This window comes from Streptomyces prunicolor, from assembly GCF_045162825.1.
GTDB lineage: Bacteria > Actinomycetota > Actinomycetes > Streptomycetales > Streptomycetaceae > Streptomyces > Streptomyces prunicolor.
This window is the reverse complement of record NZ_CP108676.1, coordinates 3,855,005-3,875,602: the sequence shown is the minus strand read 5'-3', so window position 1 is coordinate 3,875,602 and position 20,598 is coordinate 3,855,005. Positions and strand designations below refer to the sequence as shown.

The following is a 20,598-nucleotide window of genomic DNA, read 5'->3' as shown; positions in this document are numbered from 1 at the left end:
GTACCTGCTCTACGGCCCCACCAACATCTCGGTGCACGCCGTGACCGGGGAATGCCGGTTCCTCAGTGCGTAGTCGGCTCAGCTCGGCAGCTGTGCCGAACTGGTAACGCCCGGGCCGTTCTTGAGGTGGTTGGCCAGGTTCTGGAGTGCCGACCAGGCTTCGGGGTCGGTTCCGTCGCCGAGTGGGTAGTGGAGGGCCGGGTAGGTGGGGGCGCCGAGTTGCCGCGGCTTTGTGGCGAGGGGTGGGCGGCGGGCGTGGGTGAGACCGATGGCGCGGATGTCGCGTGGGCCGAGAGTGAAGGAGACCGGGAGGGGCGGGGCTTCCAGGTGTGAGGGCAGGGTGAGGTCGGCGCGGGCGTTGCGCAGGGTGGTGAGCATCGTCGTCAGGTCGTGTTCGTGGACCAGCGTGGCGGCGAGGGATTCCAGGGCGTCCAGGGGGACTTCGGCGGGGGTGGCGTAGCCGAGGGTGAGGGTCGTGTCCTGGGCGACGCCGGCGGTGGTGCGGGTGATGCGGTGGGTGGCGACGGCGGGGCGGCCCGGTGCGCCGACGGCGATGAGGTGGGTGGGGGCGGGGGCCCGGTCGCGGGCGAGGTCGGTCAACTGGCGTGGGGACCAGGGGAGGTTGACGGGTTCGGCGGTACCCCAGCCGGCGGGGGGTGCGCCGGTGAGGTGCTGCCAGGCCGCTTCTAGGGCGCGACCGAGGACGAGCTCGCTGTCGGCGGCGTGCACCGTGCGGAACGACACGGTGAGTTGTCGTTGCTCGGCGGGCGTGGCCGCTGCGGTGAAAGCGTCGGCCGCGGCGCTGCCGGTCGGGGTGAACGTGCCGTCCTGCCAGGTGAGTTGGGCGCCGGACAGGCCGTCGTAGTAGCCGCCTGCGGGGTTCTGGATCACCCAGCGGTTGGGGGCGCCGCTCAGTGCGGTGCGCAGCGGCAGGGTGAGGCGGACGTGGGGTGGTGTGACGAGGTGGAGTGCGCGGTTCGTCCGTGCGGTGGTGCGCAGGATGTCCGAGAGCCAGGCGGTGAGGGGGACGAGCGGGCGGTCGGCGAGGAGGACCGCGGTCGAGTCGGTCAGGACGTCGACGGCGGGCAGGGCCGGGGCTGCCGTCTCGGTGCGGTCGTCGTCCGGCGTGCTGGGGGGCGTGGGTGTCCGCTCGTCGTGCGTCGCGTCGTCCGGGACCGCGACGCGGGCGGTGTGGGCGGCGCCGGGTGGCCAGGTGGTGCCGCCGAGCAGCATCGTCAGGCGTCCGCACACGGACCCTGCGAGGGATTCCGCCTCGGGGGCGGCGGTGGAGGCGCGGGTCTCGGTCCACCAGAACGGCGGCTCGGGCGCGGTCACTTGGGGGCCGAGGAGGCGTTCGGCCTCGCCGGGTACGTGGACGAGCAGCGGGGCCTCGACCGAGACCAGCGGGCGGCCGGCCGCCGTGCACAGCTGGATGACCGCGCCGTCGTCGGTGGCGGTCAGGCTCAGCTCGGGGCCGCCGGCGTGCAGACCTGCCAGGAGCGAGCGGGTGTCGGGCATCTTCGGGGTGAGCGCGATGACGTCCTTGGTCACGCCGGGCTCTCCGCGCTCTCCGTGTTTTCCATGGGGTTGGTCTCTGCCGCGAGGGCCGTCTGGATCAGCTGGTGGCGGCGGCCTCGGCGGACCAGGGTGCCCCGGCCCGGTGGCTGTGGGGATGCGTACAGGCCCGGGAAGAGCTGGCCCTCGGTGCGGTCTCCTGCCATCACGAGCGCCGTCGCGCCGGTCTCGCGCAGCGTCGTCAGGAACGGCTCGTACAGGGCGCGCGAGGCGCCCGCGACGCGGCGGGCGACGACGAAGTGCAGGCCGATGTCCTGGGCCGAGGAGATATAGGGCAGGAAGGGGGCGAGGGGCTGCTGGCCGGCGGTGGTGAGGATGTCGTAGTCGTCGACGAGGATGACGATCCGCGGTCCGGTGAAGGCCGGTTCGTCGGTCATGGTGTCGGGGTCGGCGGTTTCCGGCAGGCGTTTTTCCAGTTCGGTCGCGATGCCGGTGGCGAGCGCTGAGGCGAGTTTCGCGTTGTGCGCGTAGCCGCCGCGGTAGGGCTCCGGAATCGTGCCGCGCAGACCGCGCCGTGGGTCGAAGACGCCGAAGACCAGCTCGTCCGCGCTGTAGCGGTCCACGAGCGCGCGGGAGATCAGCTGGAGGAGGTTCGTCTTGCCGCATTCGTTGTCGCCCAGGACGAGCAAATGCTGGTCGGTGCCGAACAGGTCGAGGACGGCCGGGGACAGGGACTCCTGGTCGACGCCGATCGGTACCGCGTGCGGCACCGCGACCGTCGAGGGCAGACGCTGCACGGGCAGTCTTGTGGGCAACACCCGTACGGGAGCGGCCAGTTCGCCGTGCCAGGTGGCGCGCACGGAGCGTGCGGCCTCGGCGAGGGCCGGTCCCAGGTCCGTGGCCCGAGCGAGCGCGTCGAGGCGTGGCAGGGCGACATGTGCGAACAGCTTGCCGTCGGTGAGAGCGCGGCCCGGGGTGTCGGCCGACAGGGTCTCGGAGAGCTTGCGGTCAACGGATGAGTCGGAGGGATCGTTGAGCCGGAGTTCGATCCGGCTGCCGAACATCGACTGGGTGGCGATGCGTACGTCGTTCCAGCGGAGCATGCCCGCCACGACGTGGATGCCGTAGCCGCTGCCGCGTTTGAGGAGCTCGGCCACCGCGTCGTCGAGGTCGGCGAACTCGTCGCGCAGCGCGCCGAATCCGTCGATGAGCAGGACGACGTCCGTGGAGCCGAGCTGCGGCAGCCGGCCTTGGGTACGCAGGGTGCGCAGCTGGTCGACGGAGTCGATGCCGTGCTCGCGGAAGACCGCCTCGCGCTCGGCGAGCATGGTGCGCACCTCGGCGACGGTGCGGGCGGCGCGTTCGTGGTCGGCGCGTCCGGCGATCCCGCCGACGTGCGGGAGATCGGACAGGGCGCTCAGGCCGCCGCCGACGAGGTCGAGGCCGTAGATCGCGACGTCGTGCGGTGTGTGGGTCACGGCGAGGGACAGGGCAAGGGTGCGCAGCAGCGTGGTTTTGCCGGACTGCGGGCCGCCGATGACGGCGGTGTGGCCGCCCGCCGTGTTCAGGTCGTGCACCCACCGGCCCTGCCGCTGCCGCGCCGGGTCGTCGAGGACACCCAGCGGGATCCGCAACGGGCCCTCCCCGTGGGCGAGTTGCAGCCCGTCCGCCGATGCCCGGACCGGGCCGGCCGCGCCGGTCAGTGTCACCGCGTCGGGCAGCGGCGGCAGCCAGATCCGCCGCACCGGCTCGCCGGCGCCCGCGAGCCGGCCCACCACGGCGGACAGTACGGTGGGCCCGCCCTCCCGCTCGCGCGGCGCCGCCACGGCGTCGTCACCCGACTCCCCGGTCGGTGCCGCCGACGTGTTGTACGACGGATACACCCAGGCCGACGGCTCGTCGGAGGCGACCGCGTCGCTGAGCGCCAGCCCGCGGTACGCGCCGGAGACGAAGCCCGCCTTGAACCTCGTGTACGTGGACGTGTCGACCTTCAGATAGCCGAAACCGGGCAACGGCGGCAGGCTGAAGGCGTCCGGGGTCTCCAGGACCGTACGCGACTCGTCCGCCGAGAAGGTGCGCAGCCCGAGCCGGTACGACAGGTACGTGTCCAGGCCCTTCAGCTTGCCGCCCTCGATGCGCTGGCTGGACAGCAGGAGATGCACGCCGATGGAGCGGCCGATCCGCCCGATGGAGAGGAAGAGGTCGATGAAGTCCGGCTTGGCGGTGAGGAGTTCACCGAACTCGTCGATCACGACGAACAGATGCGGGAGCGGTTCGAGATCGGGGCGTCCGGTGGCGCGCAGCGCCCGGTAGTGCCCGATGTCGGCGATGTTCCCCGCGTCCTTGAGGACCTGCTGACGGTGTTTGATCTCACCGGCCAGCGAGGTGTGCACGCGTTCGACGAGGCCCGCCTGGTTCTCCAGGTTGGTGATGACTCCCGCCACGTGCGGCAGCGTCGTGAAGGGGGCGAAGGTGGCGCCGCCCTTGTAGTCGATGAGGACCATCGCCAGATCCTCGGGCGGATGGGTCGTCACCAGCGCGAGCACGAGGGTGCGCAGCAGTTCGCTCTTGCCGGAACCGGTCGCGCCGACGCACAACCCGTGCGGCCCCATGCCCAGTTCGGACGACTCCTTCAGGTCGAGCAGCACCGGCTCGTGCCGGTCGTCCAGCCCGATCGGCACCCGCAGGAAGTCGCGGTCGCCGCGCGGCGCCCATTGCCGGCCGAGGTCCAGGGCGGCCGGATCGTCGACGCCGAGCAGCTGGGGGAAGTGCACCGGGCCGGACACCGGCGTACCGTCGGCGGCCGACTCGGGGGACAGGCGCAGGGGTGCCAACGTCCGCGCGAGCCCCTCGACTCCGGCCGCACTCACCGGATCAAGGACTCCCGCGACCCGTACGACGTGCTCGCCCCGCAGGTCCTCGACCATGACCCGGTCCCCGTCGACGGTGATCCGCACGGACACCTGATCGGGTTCGTGCACCTGCTCGGCGAGCAGATGCAGCACGGTCACGCCCATCTCGCCCAGGGCGACAGCCGTGTCGGGACGGGGCAGTTCGGCCGCGTTGTCCCCGTACTCGTCACTCACCACGAGCAGTCGGCCGCCGAGGCTCAGCGCGTTGCGGTCGGAGAGACCGCGCCGCACCTCGGCGGCGTACGACGAGCGCTTCTTCAGGTCCACGCCGATCAGGCGCGCGAGTTGAGCGAGATCGGGTGCGATACGACGTGCCGGCACCGGCCCGTCCAGCTCCTCGGGGTCCAGGACGTGCGGCAGCCACTTCGCCCACTCCCACTCCGCCATGCGCTCCCCGGGTACGCCGAGGGCGAGCGCCAGGTCGTCGGGCGCGTGCGTGACGGCGGCCTGCGCGAGCAGTGCCCGGGCGACGCGCAGTACGCCTTCGCGGTCGCCGAGGATGCTGACGTTGCCCACCCGGTCCAGCGGCACCGTAAGCGGATGGTCGGCGGTGGCCCGGAACCGGGCCTGCAGTGCCCGTGCCTCGTTCAGCATGAACGGGTCCGGCGGCGTGAGCACCCCGCTCGCCGAGTTCTGCCCGACCACCACGTCCTGCACCGGCACGTCACCGACGCCGACCCGCACCCGCAGGAAGTCGGCGTCCGTACGCCGCCGTTCCCACAACCGGGCCGGATCGCGCACCAGGTCGTACAGAGCCGACGGCGGAGGGTTCAACTCCCGTGCGGCGCGCCGTCGTTCCTGCTCGGCCGCACCCAACTCCTCGCGCAGCTCCTCCAGATACTCCAGATACCGTTCGCGCTGCACGCGCCGCTGCCGCTGCGCCTTGCCGCGCTGCGACAGGAACAGCGCCACGGCCCCCAGCAGCGCGACGACAAGCACGACCGCGCCGAGGCCCGCGAACTGGCTGGAGCGGATGACGGTCATCATCACCACGGACGACATGACACCGGCGATCGGCAGCAGGGCGGTGGCCGCGCTGCCCATCTTGCCCTCCGGCAGGTTCGGCGGCGGCTCGATGGTGCGCGCCTCGGCCGCGGGCAGCGGGCGGGTGGCCCGGGCGGGGCGGTGGACCAGGTGCTGCGTCAACGGACCCGCACCGCCCGCTGCAGCGCCTCCGCCGCGAGCCGCGTGGCCGCGCGGCGCGTGGCGGAGCCGAGCAGCTCCGTACGGATGGGTCCGCCGGCCGCGAGATGCCGGTCGTAGGGCAGGTGCACGATGGTGACCCCTGTCTCGCGCAGATGCGCTGTGGCCGTCTTCAGGTCGAGATTCAGATCCGGTGTGCCCGAGGTGAGGGCGACGACGGTGAACGCGAGGGCCTCGTGCGGCAGTTGGGCCAGCCAGTCCAGGACCACGCGCGTACCGCCCACGCCCTCGGCGGTGAGCGGAGCGACGACCACCCGGGCGTGCGCGGTGTCCATCGCCGTACGGGCGACCTCGCCGGGCAGGGTCTCGCAGTCCACGACCGTGACGGCGAAGTAGCGGCGCAGGGCGAGCGTCACCGTGCGGTAGGTGGGGATGTCCAGCGGGGCGCCGAGGCGTCCCTGACTCGCGGGCAGCAGCCAGCCGCCGTCCGAGACCGGCACCAAATACCCTGTGATGTCGGTGAGTCGCATCGACGGAGTGAGGATCCGGGCCAGCTCGGCGCACGACCAGCGCACCGACTCCGCGCCCATCCGCACCGGCAGGGTGCCGAGCGCGGCGTCCGCCTCCAGCGCGAGCACCGGATCGTGCCGGTAGTGGTTGAACGTACGGGCGAGCAGCGCGGCGGTCGTCGTCTTGCCGACACCGCCCCGGATCGACGTCACGGCGATCACCCGGCCCGTGGTGACCGGCTGCTGCAACTCCCGCCCGATCCGTGTCTCCTCGGTGACCTCCTGAGAGGCCGATGAGGTCAGGCGCCGGATCGATTCACCGGTCCGCCGCGCCACGGAGTCCCCGTGCGAAGGCTTCCCCAGCGCGAGGGCGAGCCGTGGGTCGACGGTGGGCACGGACTCGGGGGTGGGGAAGGGGAGGCTGGGGCTGCCGGGACGGTGGCGGACCGCCGGCGTGCTGCTGGCCTCGGGCCCGGCCGCCGGAGGCCCTATGGGGCGGACCGCCGGTGCGCCTTGCCCCTGGGGGTTCGGGCGGGGGTTGGGCAGTGGCGCGTGCATTCCCGGGGCGGTGGAGGGGAGTTGGGGGTGAGGCTCGGTGGGGGTGGGGCGCGGCTGCGCGGGTACGGGCGAGGCGGTGGCGTCGGAGTACGGCAGGGGACGAGGCTCAGGCACCGGCTGCGGGAGCTGGGGCCGAGGCTCGCCGGCAGAGGGGCGCGGCTGCGCGGGCAGGGGCGAGGCGGTCGCGTCGGAGTACGGCAGGGTGTGGGGAGAGACGGGACGAGGCACCGGCTGCGGGAGCTGCCCGGGCAACGGCGCCAGGGTCTCCGGCCGATGCGGCGGTGTCTCGCCCGGGGTTGCCGCCGGTGCGGTGCGCGGGGGAGACGGCTGCCCCGGGTCGGAGCGCTGATCGTCGGGGTGCCGGACCGTGAGTGGGGCCCCGGCGCCTTCCACTTCGTGCTGCTGTTCCGCCGTAGTACGGGTCTCGGTCTGGTCCGCCGTAGTACCGGGCTCGGCCGCGCCGTTCGCGTTCGGCGCGGCGTTCGGACCGGTCGGCGTCGGTGCGGTGTCCGGATCTGTCGGCGTCGGTGCGGTGTCCGGATCTGTCGGCGTCGGTGCGCCGCCCCGCAGTTCGCGCAACACCTCGTCCTGCCAACCGCCCTGAGCCCCGTTCATCCCTGCCGCCTCACGCTCTCCCGCTCACGCGAAGGTGCCGAGCAGCCGCCCGTACACCCCGAAGACGCCGATCACCAGCGGGAAGAGCGCGATCACCCCGACCGACTCGAGCACGTCGCCGAACCGGCGCAGCCGCACCCGCACATGCTCGGGCGGCTGTACCGCGAGCACGGCCAGCGGAACGGTCGCCAGCACCACCAACACCGCGAGCGGCCCGGCCGCACCGGACCGCTCCTGCCACACCCAGGCCAGCCGAACCGCCACCACCGCGGCCGCCACGAGCAGCGCGACGACCTCGGGGACCAGCGGATACGCCCGCGCCCGCAACGCGAGCACCAGCGCCACGGCCACCGCGAGCAGCACCGTCCACACCGTGGTCGTACGCAGCACGAGCACCCCGGCGACCGCGGCGGACACGGCTGTCACCACCGTCGCGAGCGCCAGCCCGCGGTGCGTGGCCGCGAGCGCCGTCGACACCTGATACCGGCTCACCGACACGCCGCCCGAGCGCCGGTCGTCGAGCCCCGAAAGCCCCGACGTCATCAACGCGAACCGAGGCAGCAACCCCAGCACGACCACCGACACGACGGCGAGCAGTGCGCCGGCCCGCCCCGCCGACTGGAGGACGAGCGCACCCTCCCAGCACACCCCGCCCACGACGAGCGCGGCAGCCCCGAACACCCCGCCGCGGCCCAGCGGCGAGCACCATCCGAGCAACAGCAACGCGACGGCCGCCACCCCCGCGACACCGGCCAGCCGCACCGCGCCCGACCAGCCCTGGGCATCGGCCAGACTCCACACTCCGAACACACCCAACACGCCACCGGTCACCATGAGCGTGCCGGCGAGCCCGCGCAATCCGGCCCGGCCGAGCACGGCACCCGCGACCGCGGCGAGCACGGCGACGACGACCAGCACAACGCCCACGCTCTGCGCGGCGAACTCCTGCCGCGCCAGGACAGAGGCGACCAGCGCCCACCCGACCGTCGCCCCTCCGGCGACGACGCGGCGCGCGGCGGGCCGCCACCGCCAGGCCCGTACGTCGAGATCGGCGGCGGCCTCATCGGTCACATCGTGGACGACGGGAGCGGACGGCGCGTCCTCCACCCGGACGAGCCGCAGCACCGCACCGTCTGCCACGTCCGCCGACTCCAAGGTGGCGTCCAGGTCCAGGACACTGCCGTCGCCCGCCACCAGATGACGTGTTTGCGGCCGCACACCCACCCGGTCGCCCAGCAGCCGCATCACCTCGGGAAGCAGCTGCCCGATCGGCTCCTGCGACGGCAGCACAAGATCGACTCGTCGGCGCTCACCAACCAGAGTGACCCGGCTCAACGCGAGCCCCGCACGGCTCGATACCCCCGTAGATATCACGCGTTCGAACCTATCATCGGGTAGTAGACGTACCGGCCGGTGTTTCGGCGGGTGGTGAGGACGGCACGGTGGTCGAGGTCCCGTAAGGACTCGAACTCTGGCCGAGAACCCGATGCGAGACGAACGACCACCCCACACAACCGGCACACAACACCGCGGCGATCACCACACCCGCAAACACCTTGCCCAGCCGCTCGTCCACGGTACGCCGCTGCCGCTGCCCACCGAACAGCACGGCATCCCGAAGCCGCCTGCGCCGGACCGAGATCGACTCGAGTAGCTGACTGTCGTAGTCCTGCGCTGCCACAGTTACCTGCTATCCGTCCTTCGCTTTCCGGCTGTCATGGCAAGCCGGTTCGGCGCGTCCCCAGTCATCGAAGCCAGTCCGTCAGGTCAGGGCCCAGGCCGTTGTCATCCGCGTCCGGCTCAGCGAGCCCGTCAACGGTGGCCGTTCCGAAATACGTCGGTTCTCCAGGCTCGGGGGCCGTGCCCAGCAGTGCGGTGAGATCTTTCAACGCAGCAGTCAGCCGTGGAGCATTGTTCCGGTAGATCTCGGGGTGCGGTCGCCCTGCGAAGTCGTACCGGCCCCAAATGTCGTGATGTACGGACAGATCGGCCCAGAGGCCGGTGGGAGCCGTGGAGATGGACAGGTCGACCAATCGGTACTCGGTTCGGGGTTGTCCTTCCTCATCCATCCATGTTCCCGCACCAAGGACGTTGAAGTCGGAGATGTCGGCGGCAGGGTGTGCGGCCGGGCGGCTACCGCGGACCCGATCAGCAAGGTCCGGATCCGTCAGCAGCGGTTTGGTGAGCTCAAGGGTGGTTGTGACGCCGGTAGTCCCAGCGCCCATGACGCTCCAGACATACTCCAGCCGAACCGGGGTGAGAAGCTGATATCGGGTCAGCACGTCACTCATGCGTGCCGCGAGCGAAAGGGCCGGCTTCAGGCCCGGTGCGTCGAAGTCGTAGAGATCCCAGAACCACGAACCGCGCTCCCGCGGTGCACGCATCAAAGTCGACAAGGTATTTCCTTACGGGAACGTGGGGCCGTTCGGAGGCACGGTAATGGAGCCATCGGTGAAGCGAAGGAGGAATGTCGCGCCAGCGCTCCGCGCTCGAAATTCTGCCTCATTGAACATCCTGGGTGTCAGGTCCCCCATCGACTGGTGAACGTCCAGGATTGCGACGCGGTGGCTCATCCCCTCATGGTTCAGTTGCTTCGCAGCCTTCACCGCAGCGCTCTTGATGCCCTGGATGTTGGTGACGTCCTTGAGCTGGTAGCCGTAGTCGACGGAGCCGTCGGTGTGCCGGGTGTAGACGTCGAGATCGAACGTCTGCGTGTCGAGTTCGACCCCGACGCGTCCGACGCCGTGCTCCTGCAAATCGGTGGCGAGCCGCATGGCCATGTACGAGGCCGGAACCATGCCCTTCGGATCGGCCTTGGTCGGTCCCTGCTTGCACATCTCCAACAGTTTCTTGTACCCCTCGACGTCGCGCAGATGCCCCCGCGAGATCATCTCGGCGACGCCGGCCCCGTACGGGTCCTTACGCAGAGCACGAAGCACCTTCTGTTGGTCCGGCTCGGGCATCTTGGCGCGGGACAGCTCATCAAGGACTCCGGCTTCCTGTCCCGGCTCCATACGGCCTGTGTGGGCCTGTGAGAGGTCGTCGACGTTCTTGGTGTACTTGGCCGGGTCGATGTCGGGAGGCCCGTCCGAGGCTCCACCGTGCGTGTGCCCGTCGCTAGGGGTACCCGGACCGTCGTGTTCTGGCGTATGACCATGCGCCGGGTCCGGCTGATGCCCGTCGGATGCCCCGTGAGGAGACGAGCCCGAGGGCGGTTCGGTATGGGGAACTGGTGCTTCGTGCCGGTTCGCGCTGTCGTGACCACCCGAGCTGTGATCGGTTCCGGAGCTTTGAACGCCGTCACGGTGTCCCGCTCCGGTGGGACCGTGCCCTCGTGCTCCGCCGTCTGTCCTGGGGCGCTCGGTAGAACCTGTCTCGGCGGACCTGCCGGAACGGTCTTCGCCCGAAGCCGCGTGGCTGCCGTCGTTGGTGCCTGTCCGACCCGAATCCTGCCCACCAGATCGAGTGGTGCCAGTGGAGTGTTCAGCCCGTGCGTCAGCGTCGACCAGCTCACGCGAGTGATTCTCGCGGGCTGGAGCACCCAACTCGTTACGGTCGTTCGAGGAGAGTTCGTGAGCCGCTTCGTCCGCGTGCTGACGCACGCTGCCATCCGCATTGAGGACATGGCCGTCCCGGGTGAGATAGACCGGGTTGCCCTTGGCGTCGACGTACTCGATGGCGTTGTCGGGCACGGCGACCGGACGTTCCGCGACGGGCACCGGGTGTTCGGCGGGGGTGTACCTGTCGCCGACGTTCGCCATGTCCAGGTACGTGCCGGTGTGGAGATTCTTGAGCGTGGCGAAGGTGTCGCCGACCTTGACGAAGGCGAACTTGCCCACCTTGCCGATATAGGTCATCGGGTCGATGGCCCGGCCGACCTTGCCGACCACCGACAGGGTGCGAGCGGCGGCCCCCGCCTTGCCCGCGCCGCTTGCCGCGCCGCCGACGCCCTCGGTGCCGACCACCGTCAGTACGTTGAAGCCGAACGCGCCGGCCGCGCGGGCGGGGTTGGTCTTCCACTGGTCGTAGGCGACGAAGCCTTTCACCGTCTGCTTGTAGACCGTGCGTGAATCGCGCAGCCAGGAGGGCAGTTGGTCGTCCGGGGTCAGCCACCAGGCGCCCAGCGTGGCGGTGGTGAGCCAGGAGGCGGTGCCCAGTTTGGCGAGGTTCTTCCAGGCCTCGCCGGCCGCGTCCCAGCCGTCGGAGCCGAACATGGTGCCCAGGCCGTGGATCGTGGCGATGACGCCGTCGTGCCAGATGCCGTCCCACACCTGCTTGGACTGATGGGCCAGCCAGGCCCAGCCCTCGTACTCCCGCTCGACCGCCGTGCCCCAGGGGGTTGCCTCGGCGTGGTCGAGGTCGTCGGCGTCGTAGCCGTACATGTTCTTGCCGTGGGAGCCGTCGTCGGCGGTCAGTCCGGTTCCGCCGATCAGCGTCATGATCTTGTTGTAGGCGGTGCGTTCGGCGGCCTGGAAGGCGGCGACCGTGTGGTTGACGTCGTGCCACAGGTCGTTGTTGTGGTCGACCTTGTCCTGGTCCTTGCGCCAGTCGTCGTCTCCGGTGACCGAGTTCACGAACGCGGTGGCGTCGGTCTTGAGCGCGCCCAACTTGTCGACCAGTGGCTGGACTTCGAAGCCGTAGTCCGACAGGGCCGTGGCGACCTTCTCCAGGTCGTCGGCGAACGCGTCCGACTTCTCCTTCACCGGAAGCGTGGTGGCGAACAGCTGCTCCGCCTCCGGCGCCTCGTAGAACGCCGACAGACCCTGGAACTCGGTGTGCACATCCGAGCCGGACGCCCGGAACTGGCCCGCGTCCGCGGTCAGCAGCATCACATCGGTGTCCAGCGTGGCCAGGTCGCCGATGAAGTGCGGGATCCCGGACGGATCGATGAGCTTCGCCTCGCCGCCCATCGTTACTCGCCCCCCGCGTGATGGTCCGTCTCACCCGCGCCGGGCATGTCCACCTTCGGTTCCCTGGCCGCCTCCCGCTGAGCGTTCTCCGCCTGTTCCAGGGAGCCGGCCAGGTAGAAGCGGGTGGCCTCGTCCGCTCCATTCAGGGACTTCGAGGTCCGCTCGGCGATGTACAGGAGGTCCCGGCCCCAGTGCTCCGCGAACTGGCCCAGTGCCGAACCGACCAACCCGACCGTGCTCGTGTACGGCCCGTACTGGCTGGTCAGCGTCCCGGCCGCGGAGGCCGCTTCCTCAAGGTTGCCCTGCATCGCCGAACCCGCGTCGGACATGTCCTTCGCCGCGGTCCCCGTCCTGGACAGCACGCCGTACACCCCGGCCGGATGGATGTCCCACCTCGTCACAACGTTCCCCCTCGTCCCCGTGCTGCCGGGCAGCTGACCGGCGTATGCCTGCCGCCGCTTCAGCCGATGTTGTCGACGGCCGACTTCGCCTTGGCCAGCGTCGACTGCGCGGTCCCGTCGTTCTGCTCCAGCGTCGAGCGGACCAGCCGGATGATCTCGCGGACCTCACCGGCGGCCTTGTGCCAGCGGAGCTCCTTGCCGTGGTACTCGTCGGCGACGCCGTCCGCGGTGAAGTCGGCCATCGCGGCCTTGACCGCGCGGTCGCGGTCGGTCAGCACGCGCTCCAACTGGCCGATGACGCCGGCGAGGCTGCCCTGGACCTCGGTGGAGGCGCCGATGTCGTACGAACGGCGGTCCTGGTTCTGACCCATGAGCGGGTTCCCCCTTGGAAACAGCGATGGTGAAGGCGACTTGAGGATTTGGCGGCCGACCGCGGCGGTCAGCGCGCGCCGAAGCGGGCCGCGTCGAAGTTGGCGGCGCCCATGTTCTGGTGCGCGTTGTCGCCCAGCTCCACATCGCCGGTGCCGAACGCGGTGTCCATACCCGACTGGCCGCCCAGGATCGCGCCGAGCGAGCCGTTCAGCTCGTTCGTGATCTCGTCCGCATGGGCCTTGAACGTGTCGAAGGCGGCCTTGCCGGCCCCGTTGAACTTCCCCTCCAGCGGCTGTGCCGCCTGGATCAGGAGTTTGATCAGCGTGCCCAGGTCGTCGCTCGAACCGACGGTGCTCTTGCCGAGATCCGACAGGGTCGTCGACCCCATGTCGAACTTCATTCACCCACCCCCGTAAGTGTGTTGTGCGTGACGGCTGTTCGTCTGCCACGGTGTCCTCGTGCGCCGCCCATGGCTCACAGCGTTTCGAACAGCTTCTCGCATCACGCGTTGCAGGCGCAACGTAAAAGGGACTGAAGTGGCGTGATCTAGTTCATGAGTGGGCGCAAAGACAACTTCCCCTCGTGCGCTTTGTGTTCCTCTCCTCGTGCGGATCTGTCCGGCTGCCGGCCGACGCGGGCGCGGCCAGGAGCGGTTGCTCCGCGGACATTGAGTTCGGTGCCACCTAAGGCGGCAGGGCGGCCAGGGTGACGGCTCCCACCGGAGACACCCGCCGGCTCCTCCGGGACGAGTGGCCCGGGTCGGCAGCCGGTGCTCACGGGCGGCGCCTCACTGCGGATCAGCGCTGCCCGCAGGCGCGTTGGACCGGAACGATCCAGCCTCTGCGCCCCGGCCATCTGCGGGCCGCGCCGATCTGTACCGAGCCGGGTCAGCGGCCCGTCAGACCGGCTACCGGTGCGGAGCAGGAGGCGGAGCGGGTCCGCCGGAGCCAGAGCCGTAGGGACACATACAGGGCGTCCCAGGCGGCCAGGCCCAGGGGAAGCGGGGGCGGGCGTCTGGCGGGCCGCGGCGACCTTGGGGGAGCGGTGGGGCGGACGTGCAACCCCCGCTTGATGCTGAAGGGTGCGTCTGTCTGGGCGATACCCATGCAGAGCATCGGAAGCCTTCTGCGGGGAAGAGGGCAATGCGCGACCGGCCGGCGGGACCGCCGGTAGGCGGGGAAAGGTGTCTGACCTGCAGAAATGTGGAGTACAGCTGGGCGCCCCCGGCAGGACTCGAACCTGCGGCCAAGCGCTTAGAAGGCGCCTGCTCTATCCACTGAGCTACGGGGGCCGGGTGTGTGGCCTCGGTCGTGGTGTGCCCGGGTGTGGGCCGGTCCGTGACGTTGCCGGGGACAAGGATAGGGCTCCCGGGTCCTTGTCCCTGTTGCTTCACCTCCGTGGCTCGATGTGGAGGTTCAGTGAAGCGGTCCTGATAATCGCAGGCAGGTACGAATCGTGCATCGCTTTTGGTGCCCCGCGCCACGGGTGTTGTGCACTCGTTATGCCTGGACTGTGCCCATGCCCCAGTCATCCCTTCCGTCCGTTGTGTTCTGTCGGCGCGCAGGCATGCGCATATGCTTCAGAATTCCCCCAAAATTGGGCATTCTTCACATGTGGTGACCTTGGACGTACGGCCTCAGCTGCTCGACGCACTCTCCGCCCTGCGCGACCGTGTCGCCGCCGCACGCTTCCCGCTGCCCCTGGCGGGGGCTCCACGCGCGCGTGCCAACCGCGACGAACTGCTCGCCCAGCTCGACGACTATCTGGTGCCCCGCCTGAAAGAACCCGAAGCACCCCTGCTCGCCGTGGTGGGCGGCTCCACCGGCGCGGGCAAGTCGACCCTCGTCAACTCCCTTGTCGGGCGCCGGGTCAGCGAGGCAGGCGTGCTGCGGCCGACGACCCGCACACCGGTGCTGGTCTGCCACCCGGAGGACCATCACTGGTTCAGCGGCATGCGGGTGCTGCCCGACCTCACGCGCGTGTGGGTGCCTCATCAGGACCCAGGGGACGAGTTGCTCCTCCCCGGTGAGGACGGTATGCGTGTGCTGCGGATCGAGACCGCCGACACCCTCCCGCGCGGAATCGCCCTCCTGGACGCGCCCGACATCGACTCCCTGGTCGCCGACAACCGGGTGCTGGCCGCCGAACTGATCTGCGCGGCCGACATCTGGGTCATGGTCACCACGGCCGCCCGCTACGCCGACGCCGTGCCCTGGCATCTGCTGCGCACGGCCAAGGAGCACAACGCGACCCTGGTGACCGTCCTCGACCGGGTGCCCCACCAGGTGGTGTCCGAGGTCTCGCGACAGTACGGCGCCCTGCTCGCCAAGGCCGGCCTCGGCGACGTACCCCGCTTCACGGTGCCCGAACTGCCCGAATCCGCCTGGGGTGGGGGGCTGCTTCCGGCCAGTGCCGTGGCCACTCTGCGGAGTTGGCTCGTGCAGCAGACCCAGGACCCGGGCGCCCGGCAGGAGTCGATGGCCCGCACGGCCTACGGCGTCCTCGACTCCCTCAAGTCGCGCATGCCCGAACTGGCCAGCGCCGCCGCCGCCCAGTACGCCGCCGCGCTACGGCTCACGGCCGCCGTCGAGGGGGCGTACGACAGCGAGCACGCGCGTGTGCGGGGGCGGTTGCAGGCAGGGGCCGTGCTCGCCGGGGACGCGTTGAAGCGCTGGCGTGCCTTCCCGCTCGACTGCTCCGCCGGTGAACTCCTCGACGCCCTCGCGGAGAGCCTCGCCGCACTGCTGCTGTGCGCTGTCACGGCCGCCGACGAGCGCGTGGACGACGCCTGGCGCCGCGAACCGGCCGCGGGCGCCCCAGAACTCACCGAGCGCGATCCGTCCCTGGAGAGCGCCGAGCACCGCATCGGAATGGCGGTACGGCGCTGGCGGCGCGAGTTGGAGGAGTACGCCGAGGAGGAGGTGGCCGACCTCGACCGGAGCATCGCGCCCGACCCCGAGGTTGTCGCCGCCCTGGTCGCCACCGCCCTGCTGGGCGGCCGTAGGGCGCGGTCCGCGGGCGAGGGGCTCGCCGAACGGATCGGCGCCCACGGCGCGTTGCGGCTGCGCGACCGCGCCGGGCGACTCCTCAACGACCATCTGGACCGGGTCGTGCACACCGAGCGCGAACGCCGGCTCGCCCCGCTCGACGCCCTCGACGTGCACCCCGAACCCCAGGCCGAACTCATCGCCGCGCTGTCCGTACTGCAGAAGGAGAGGTGACCGGTGACTGCCGTCACTGACCAGGACCACACGGACGAACACACGGACGAGATGGATCACGCCGATCCCTCCCCTGTAGAGGGCGGTTCAGAGGGAACCTCCGGTAACCGCCTCCCCGTAGAGGACGCGAAGGCAGCGGAGGAAGTGGGTGACCCGGAGGATGTCGACGACCACGCGCGTGTGCCGACCGACACCTCCGGTCGTACGGAATCCAAGGCGTCCGCAGACCCGGTGAACCCGACGGACCCGTCGAACCCCACGGACCCCGAGGAAGCGACCGGCTCCTGGGACGACGGGCTGATCGCGCGGCGGGTCAACGAGACCACCGCCGCGCAGCAGGCCGCCGCCGTGGAGATCAGGGCCTCCCGTGCGCAGGCCGTGCACGCCGCGCACCACACCGCGCCGGTCCCGGCCCCGTTGGCGTACGACGGGCCGCTACGGTCCCGTCTCGACGCGCTCCGGGAACTCGTGGGGCTCTCCAGGACCCGGCTCGACAGCGGGACCCTCGCGGAGGCGGGGCGGGTGCTCGACGAGGCGGCGGCGCGGCGCAGGCTCTCCGGGCAGCACACCGTGGTCGCCATCGCGGGCGCCACCGGCAGCGGCAAGTCGCAGCTGTTCAACTCGCTCGCCGGAGTGGCCATTTCGGAGACGGGCGTACGACGACCCACCACCGCCGCACCCATCGCGTGCAGCTGGAGCGACGGCGCGGCCACCCTCATCGACCGGCTCGGCATCCCGGGACGACTGCGCCGACGCCCCCTGCAGAGCGCCGAGATGGAGGCCCAGTTGCGCGGGCTCGTCCTGGTGGACCTGCCCGACCACGACTCGGCGGCCGTGGCGCACCGCGAGCAGGTGGACCGGGTGCTGGCCCTCGTGGACGCGGTCATCTGGGTCGTCGACCCGGAGAAGTACGCCGACGCGATCCTCCATGAGCGCTACTTGCGGCCGATGGCGGGCCACGCGGAGGTCATGTTCGTCGTCCTCAACCAGATCGACCGGCTCCCCGGGGAAGCGGCCGACCAGGTCCTCGACGATCTGCGGCGACTGCTCGACGAGGACGGCATCGCCCTGGGGGAGTACGGCGAACCCGGCGCGACCGTGCTCTCCCTGTCCGCGCTCACCGGGGACGGCATCCCCGAACTGCGCGAGGTTCTGGGCCAGTTCGTGGCGGATCGTGGAGCAGCGGCACGGCGAATTTCGGCCGATGTCGACGCGGCGGCGTGGCGACTGCGGCCCGTGTACGCCACGGGGCGGCGCACCGGGCTCAGCGAGGAGGCGCGGGACGAGTTCGCCGCTCGGCTCGCGGACTCCGTGGGCGCCACCGCGGCGGGCGAGGCGGCCGAACGCGCCTGGCTGCGCAACGCCAACCGCGCCTGCGGCACGCCCTGGCTGCGGCTGTGGCGCTGGTACAACGACCGGCGCGAACCCGCGACCGGCCGACTGCAGGTCCGCGTTCAGGCGGACGAGGAGGCCACGGCACGCCAGCGCGTCGAACAGGCGGTCCGTACGGTCGCCGACCGGGCCTCCGGCGGGCTGCCGGCGCCGTGGGCACAGGCGGTGCGGGAGGCGGCCGTACGCGGGGCGCAGGGGCTGCCCGAGGCGCTGGACGAGCTGGCGACGCGGGCCGGGCTGCCGGTGGGGCGGCCGCCGCGGCCGGGGTGGTGGCCGGCGGCCGTACTGGCGCAGGCGTCCATGACGATCCTCCAAGTCGTCGGCGGGCTGTGGCTGGTGGGCCAGATCATCGGGTTCATGGCACCGAATCTCGGGGTGCCGGTGCTGCTGATGGTGGCCGGCATCATCGGCGGCCCGCTCGTCGAGTGGAGCTGCCGGCTGGCGGCCCGCGGCCCCGCCCGGCGCTACGGCCTCGACGCCGAGCGGCGATTGCGGGAGGCGGCCGCGGGGTGTGGACGGGCGCGGGTGCTCGATCCGCTGGCCGCGGAGTTGCTGCGGTACCGGGAGGTGCGGGAGCAGTACGGGCGGGTCACGGGGGCGGGCATCGGGGCCGGGTGAACCGGGGTCCGGACGTCGTTCGCTCGTCCGGGTGATGAGGTTTTCCACAGGTGGGCGGTGGTCCACAGCGCTCAGCGGGCCCGGCTCGGCGGAGGCAGTCTGACTGCAGCCGTACGGGACGGGCCCGTACGCGTTTCCGTCCGGCCTCGCGGGGCCGGGTCAGGGAGGGACACGCGATGAACGAGACGATGGTGTGCGCGGTCGGGAATGTGGCGACCCAGCCGATGTACCGGGATCTGGCGACGGGACCGTCGGCGCGGTTCCGGCTGGCGGTGACCGCGCGTTACTTCGACCGCGAGAAGAACGTGTGGACGGACGGCCACACCAACTTCTTCACGGTGTGGGCCAACCGCCAACTGGCCACGAACGTGGCGGCGTCGCTGTCGGTCGGCGACCCCGTCGTAGTCCAGGGCCGGCTGAAGGTGCGGACGGAAGTACGCGAAGGACAGCCGAACTGGTCCTCGGCGGACATCGACGCCGTGGCGATCGGCCACGACCTGGCGCGCGGCACCTCGGCCTTCCGCCGGGCCAACAAGCAGGAGACGGCGGCCTCTCCGCCCCGGCCGGAGCCCAACTGGGAGACACCGGGCGGGGATTCGGCCGGTGATTCGGACGCCGATTCCGCCACCCGTGCCGATTCCGCCGACCAACACCGGGCAGAGCCGCTCGTGGTGACGTGATGTCAGTGAATGCCCCGAGCTGATCGAACTGCGGCTTATCGATGAATGCGCTCCGAAAGACCCGGTGGATTTGTCGATAAGCCCTGCTCGCAGGCGATCTTGGGGATAACGATTCCGAGTCGGATCGGTTATCCGATGACCCGACTGGAGAAGGCGGTGCGCCCGCGTCCCTAGGATGCCGGGCATAGCTCGGGCACAGTTCCCGGTGCTCTGATTCTGCTGGTGGGACCGCACCCCCACGTCGACGGGTCCTGCTCGAAGGGGAATTCCGTGTCATCTGCGTTGTCCGTGTTGTCTGCGTTCCCCGCGCTGTCCCTGCGCGGTCGCCGGGGTGCCGTGCGCCTCGTCGCCGCGACCTGGACGTGCGGACTCGTCGCCGCCGGAGTGCTGGCCGGCGCCGGCCCGGCCGTCGCCGACGAGACACCGCAGACCCAGGGCGGGGCGACGGCGACGATAGGCGGGCTCAAGACGTACGGCGAGGCCGTGATCCACGCGGACACGGGCGACCAGCAGGTCTCCGCGGGCCTGTTCGAGATGTCCGTGGACGGCGGCGGCACCCTCCAGACGTACTGCGTCGATCTCCAGAACCCCACCCAGCGGGACGCCAAGTACCACGAGACCGCGTGGAGCGGCACGTCGCTGGGCGCCAACAAGAGCGCGGGCAAGATCCGTTGGATCCTGCAGCACTCCTACCCGCAGGTGAACGACCTCGCCGCGCTCTCCGCGAAGGCCGGCACCAAGGGCCTGACCGAGCAGGACGCGGCGGCCGGTACGCAGGTGGCCATCTGGCGTTACTCGGACGGCGCCGACGTCGACGCGGTCGACCCGCAGGCCGAGAAGCTCGCGGACTACCTGGAGAAGAGCGCGCGGAACGTGGCGGAGCCGCAGGCCTCGCTGACCCTGGACCCGCCCGCGGTCTCCGGGCACCCCGGTGAGCGGCTCGGCCCGGTGACCGTGCACACCAACGCCAGCGGGGTGACGGTGACACCGCCTGCCGACGCCGCCACCACCAAGGTCCGGATCGTCGACAAGGACGGCAAGGTCGTCACGTCCGCGGCGGACGGCAGCCAGGTGTTCTTCGACGTTCCCGAGGACGCGACGGCCGGGTCCGCCGACCTGACCGTGCAGGCCTCCACCACCGTGCCCGTCGGCCGGGCCTTCACCTCCGAGAGCAGAAGCCAGACACAGATCCTCGCCGGTTCCAGCGAGTCGACGGTCTCCGCCGCCGCGAGCGCCGACTGGGCGGAGAGCGGTGCCGTACCGGCACTGTCGGCTCAGAAGAACTGCACCGACGGCGGCCTGGACATCACCGCGACCAACCAGGGCGACGAGACGTTCACCTTCGAGCTGATGGGCGTCGAGCACGGCATCGACGCCGGGAAGTCCGCAACGGTGACGATCCCGCTCCAGGAGGACCAGGCCTACGACTTCACGATCACGGCGCCGAACGGCTACGCGAAGCGGTTCGCCGGAGTCCTCGACTGCCGCACGCAGAGCGACGCGGGCGGTGCCGTGACGCAGACGCTCAGCGAGCCGAGCCCCGCGACGGTCGGCGGCACCACCGTCGACACGAACCTCGCCGAGACCGGCGGCTCCGGCATCACCCCGATGATCACGGTCCTCGCCCTCGGCCTGGTCGGCATCGGCGCCACGACCCTCGTCCTGCTGCGGGACCGCAAGCCCGGACAGGGCTGAGGAAGCGCCGACCCCCGGCAGTTTTCCGGCTTCCCGGCGCAACTGTCGGCGCGTTCG

Annotated in this window: 14 protein-coding genes and 1 tRNA gene; 4 read left to right on the top strand and 11 right to left on the bottom strand. The window is 71.0% G+C overall.

Going from position 1 to position 20,598, the window contains the following annotated elements; genetic code table 11:
- Positions 1-78: 78 nt before the first annotated feature.
- From OG588_RS17385 to OG588_RS17335, 11 genes are all read right to left on the bottom strand, one after another.
- A complete protein-coding gene (locus tag OG588_RS17385) occupies positions 79-1,551 on the bottom strand; it encodes a DUF6177 family protein (RefSeq protein WP_405948092.1) in 1,473 nt (490 codons plus the stop codon).
- On the bottom strand, positions 1,548-5,573 hold the full coding sequence (gene eccCa / locus OG588_RS17380; RefSeq protein WP_405948091.1) for a type VII secretion protein EccCa: 4,026 nt from the start codon (positions 5,571-5,573) through the stop codon (positions 1,548-1,550). Before eccCa ends, OG588_RS17385 begins: the two co-directional genes overlap by 4 nt.
- Complete coding sequence (locus OG588_RS17375; protein ID WP_405948090.1) at positions 5,570-7,252, bottom strand: hypothetical protein; 1,683 nt, start codon at positions 7,250-7,252, stop codon at positions 5,570-5,572. Before OG588_RS17375 ends, eccCa begins: the two co-directional genes overlap by 4 nt.
- Positions 7,253-7,276: 24 nt before the next feature.
- Positions 7,277-8,626, bottom strand: coding sequence for a type VII secretion integral membrane protein EccD (gene eccD, locus OG588_RS17370; RefSeq protein ID WP_405948089.1), 1,350 nt, complete (start codon positions 8,624-8,626; stop codon positions 7,277-7,279).
- Positions 8,627-8,639: 13 nt separating this feature from the next.
- Positions 8,640-8,933 carry a hypothetical protein gene (locus tag OG588_RS17365; protein ID WP_405948088.1) on the bottom strand — a complete coding sequence of 98 codons (294 nt, stop codon included), beginning with the start codon at positions 8,931-8,933 and terminating at the stop codon, positions 8,640-8,642.
- 64 nt (positions 8,934-8,997) lie between these two features.
- Positions 8,998-9,648, bottom strand: a complete 651-nt coding sequence (locus tag OG588_RS17360; RefSeq protein ID WP_405948087.1) for a hypothetical protein — start codon at positions 9,646-9,648, stop codon at positions 8,998-9,000.
- Positions 9,649-9,657: 9 nt separating this feature from the next.
- Positions 9,658-12,162: a hypothetical protein gene (locus tag OG588_RS17355; RefSeq protein ID WP_405948086.1), complete on the bottom strand. Its 2,505-nt coding sequence runs from the start codon at positions 12,160-12,162 to the stop codon at positions 9,658-9,660.
- 2 nt (positions 12,163-12,164) lie between these two features.
- Positions 12,165-12,563, bottom strand: coding sequence for a DUF6507 family protein (locus OG588_RS17350; protein WP_405948085.1), 399 nt, complete (start codon positions 12,561-12,563; stop codon positions 12,165-12,167).
- A gap of 59 nt (positions 12,564-12,622) precedes the next feature.
- Positions 12,623-12,934, bottom strand: coding sequence for a pore-forming ESAT-6 family protein (locus OG588_RS17345; protein ID WP_019056448.1), 312 nt, complete (start codon positions 12,932-12,934; stop codon positions 12,623-12,625).
- Positions 12,935-13,002: 68 nt separating this feature from the next.
- Complete coding sequence (locus OG588_RS17340) at positions 13,003-13,335, bottom strand: hypothetical protein (RefSeq protein ID WP_365987010.1); 333 nt, start codon at positions 13,333-13,335, stop codon at positions 13,003-13,005.
- Between the two features lie 818 nt (positions 13,336-14,153).
- Positions 14,154-14,226, bottom strand: a tRNA-Arg gene (locus OG588_RS17335).
- Positions 14,227-14,548: 322 nt separating this feature from the next.
- Here OG588_RS17335 and OG588_RS17330 point away from each other — a divergent pair.
- The 4 genes from OG588_RS17330 (at position 14,549) to OG588_RS17315 (ending at position 20,541) form a co-directional block, all read left to right on the top strand.
- Entirely contained in the window at positions 14,549-16,156 is a 1,608-nt protein-coding gene (locus OG588_RS17330; protein WP_366091456.1) for a dynamin family protein, read from the top strand.
- 3 nt (positions 16,157-16,159) lie between these two features.
- Entirely contained in the window at positions 16,160-18,166 is a 2,007-nt protein-coding gene (locus OG588_RS17325; protein WP_405948084.1) for a GTPase, read from the top strand.
- 176 nt (positions 18,167-18,342) lie between these two features.
- The gene (locus tag OG588_RS17320) at positions 18,343-18,846 is read left to right on the top strand and encodes a single-stranded DNA-binding protein (RefSeq protein WP_405948083.1); all 504 of its coding nucleotides are present in this window, start codon (positions 18,343-18,345) and stop codon (positions 18,844-18,846) included.
- A 288-nt stretch (positions 18,847-19,134) separates the two neighbouring features.
- Complete coding sequence (locus tag OG588_RS17315) at positions 19,135-20,541, top strand: Cys-Gln thioester bond-forming surface protein (RefSeq protein WP_405953145.1); 1,407 nt, start codon at positions 19,135-19,137, stop codon at positions 20,539-20,541.
- The last annotated feature ends 57 nt before the right edge of the window (positions 20,542-20,598 follow it).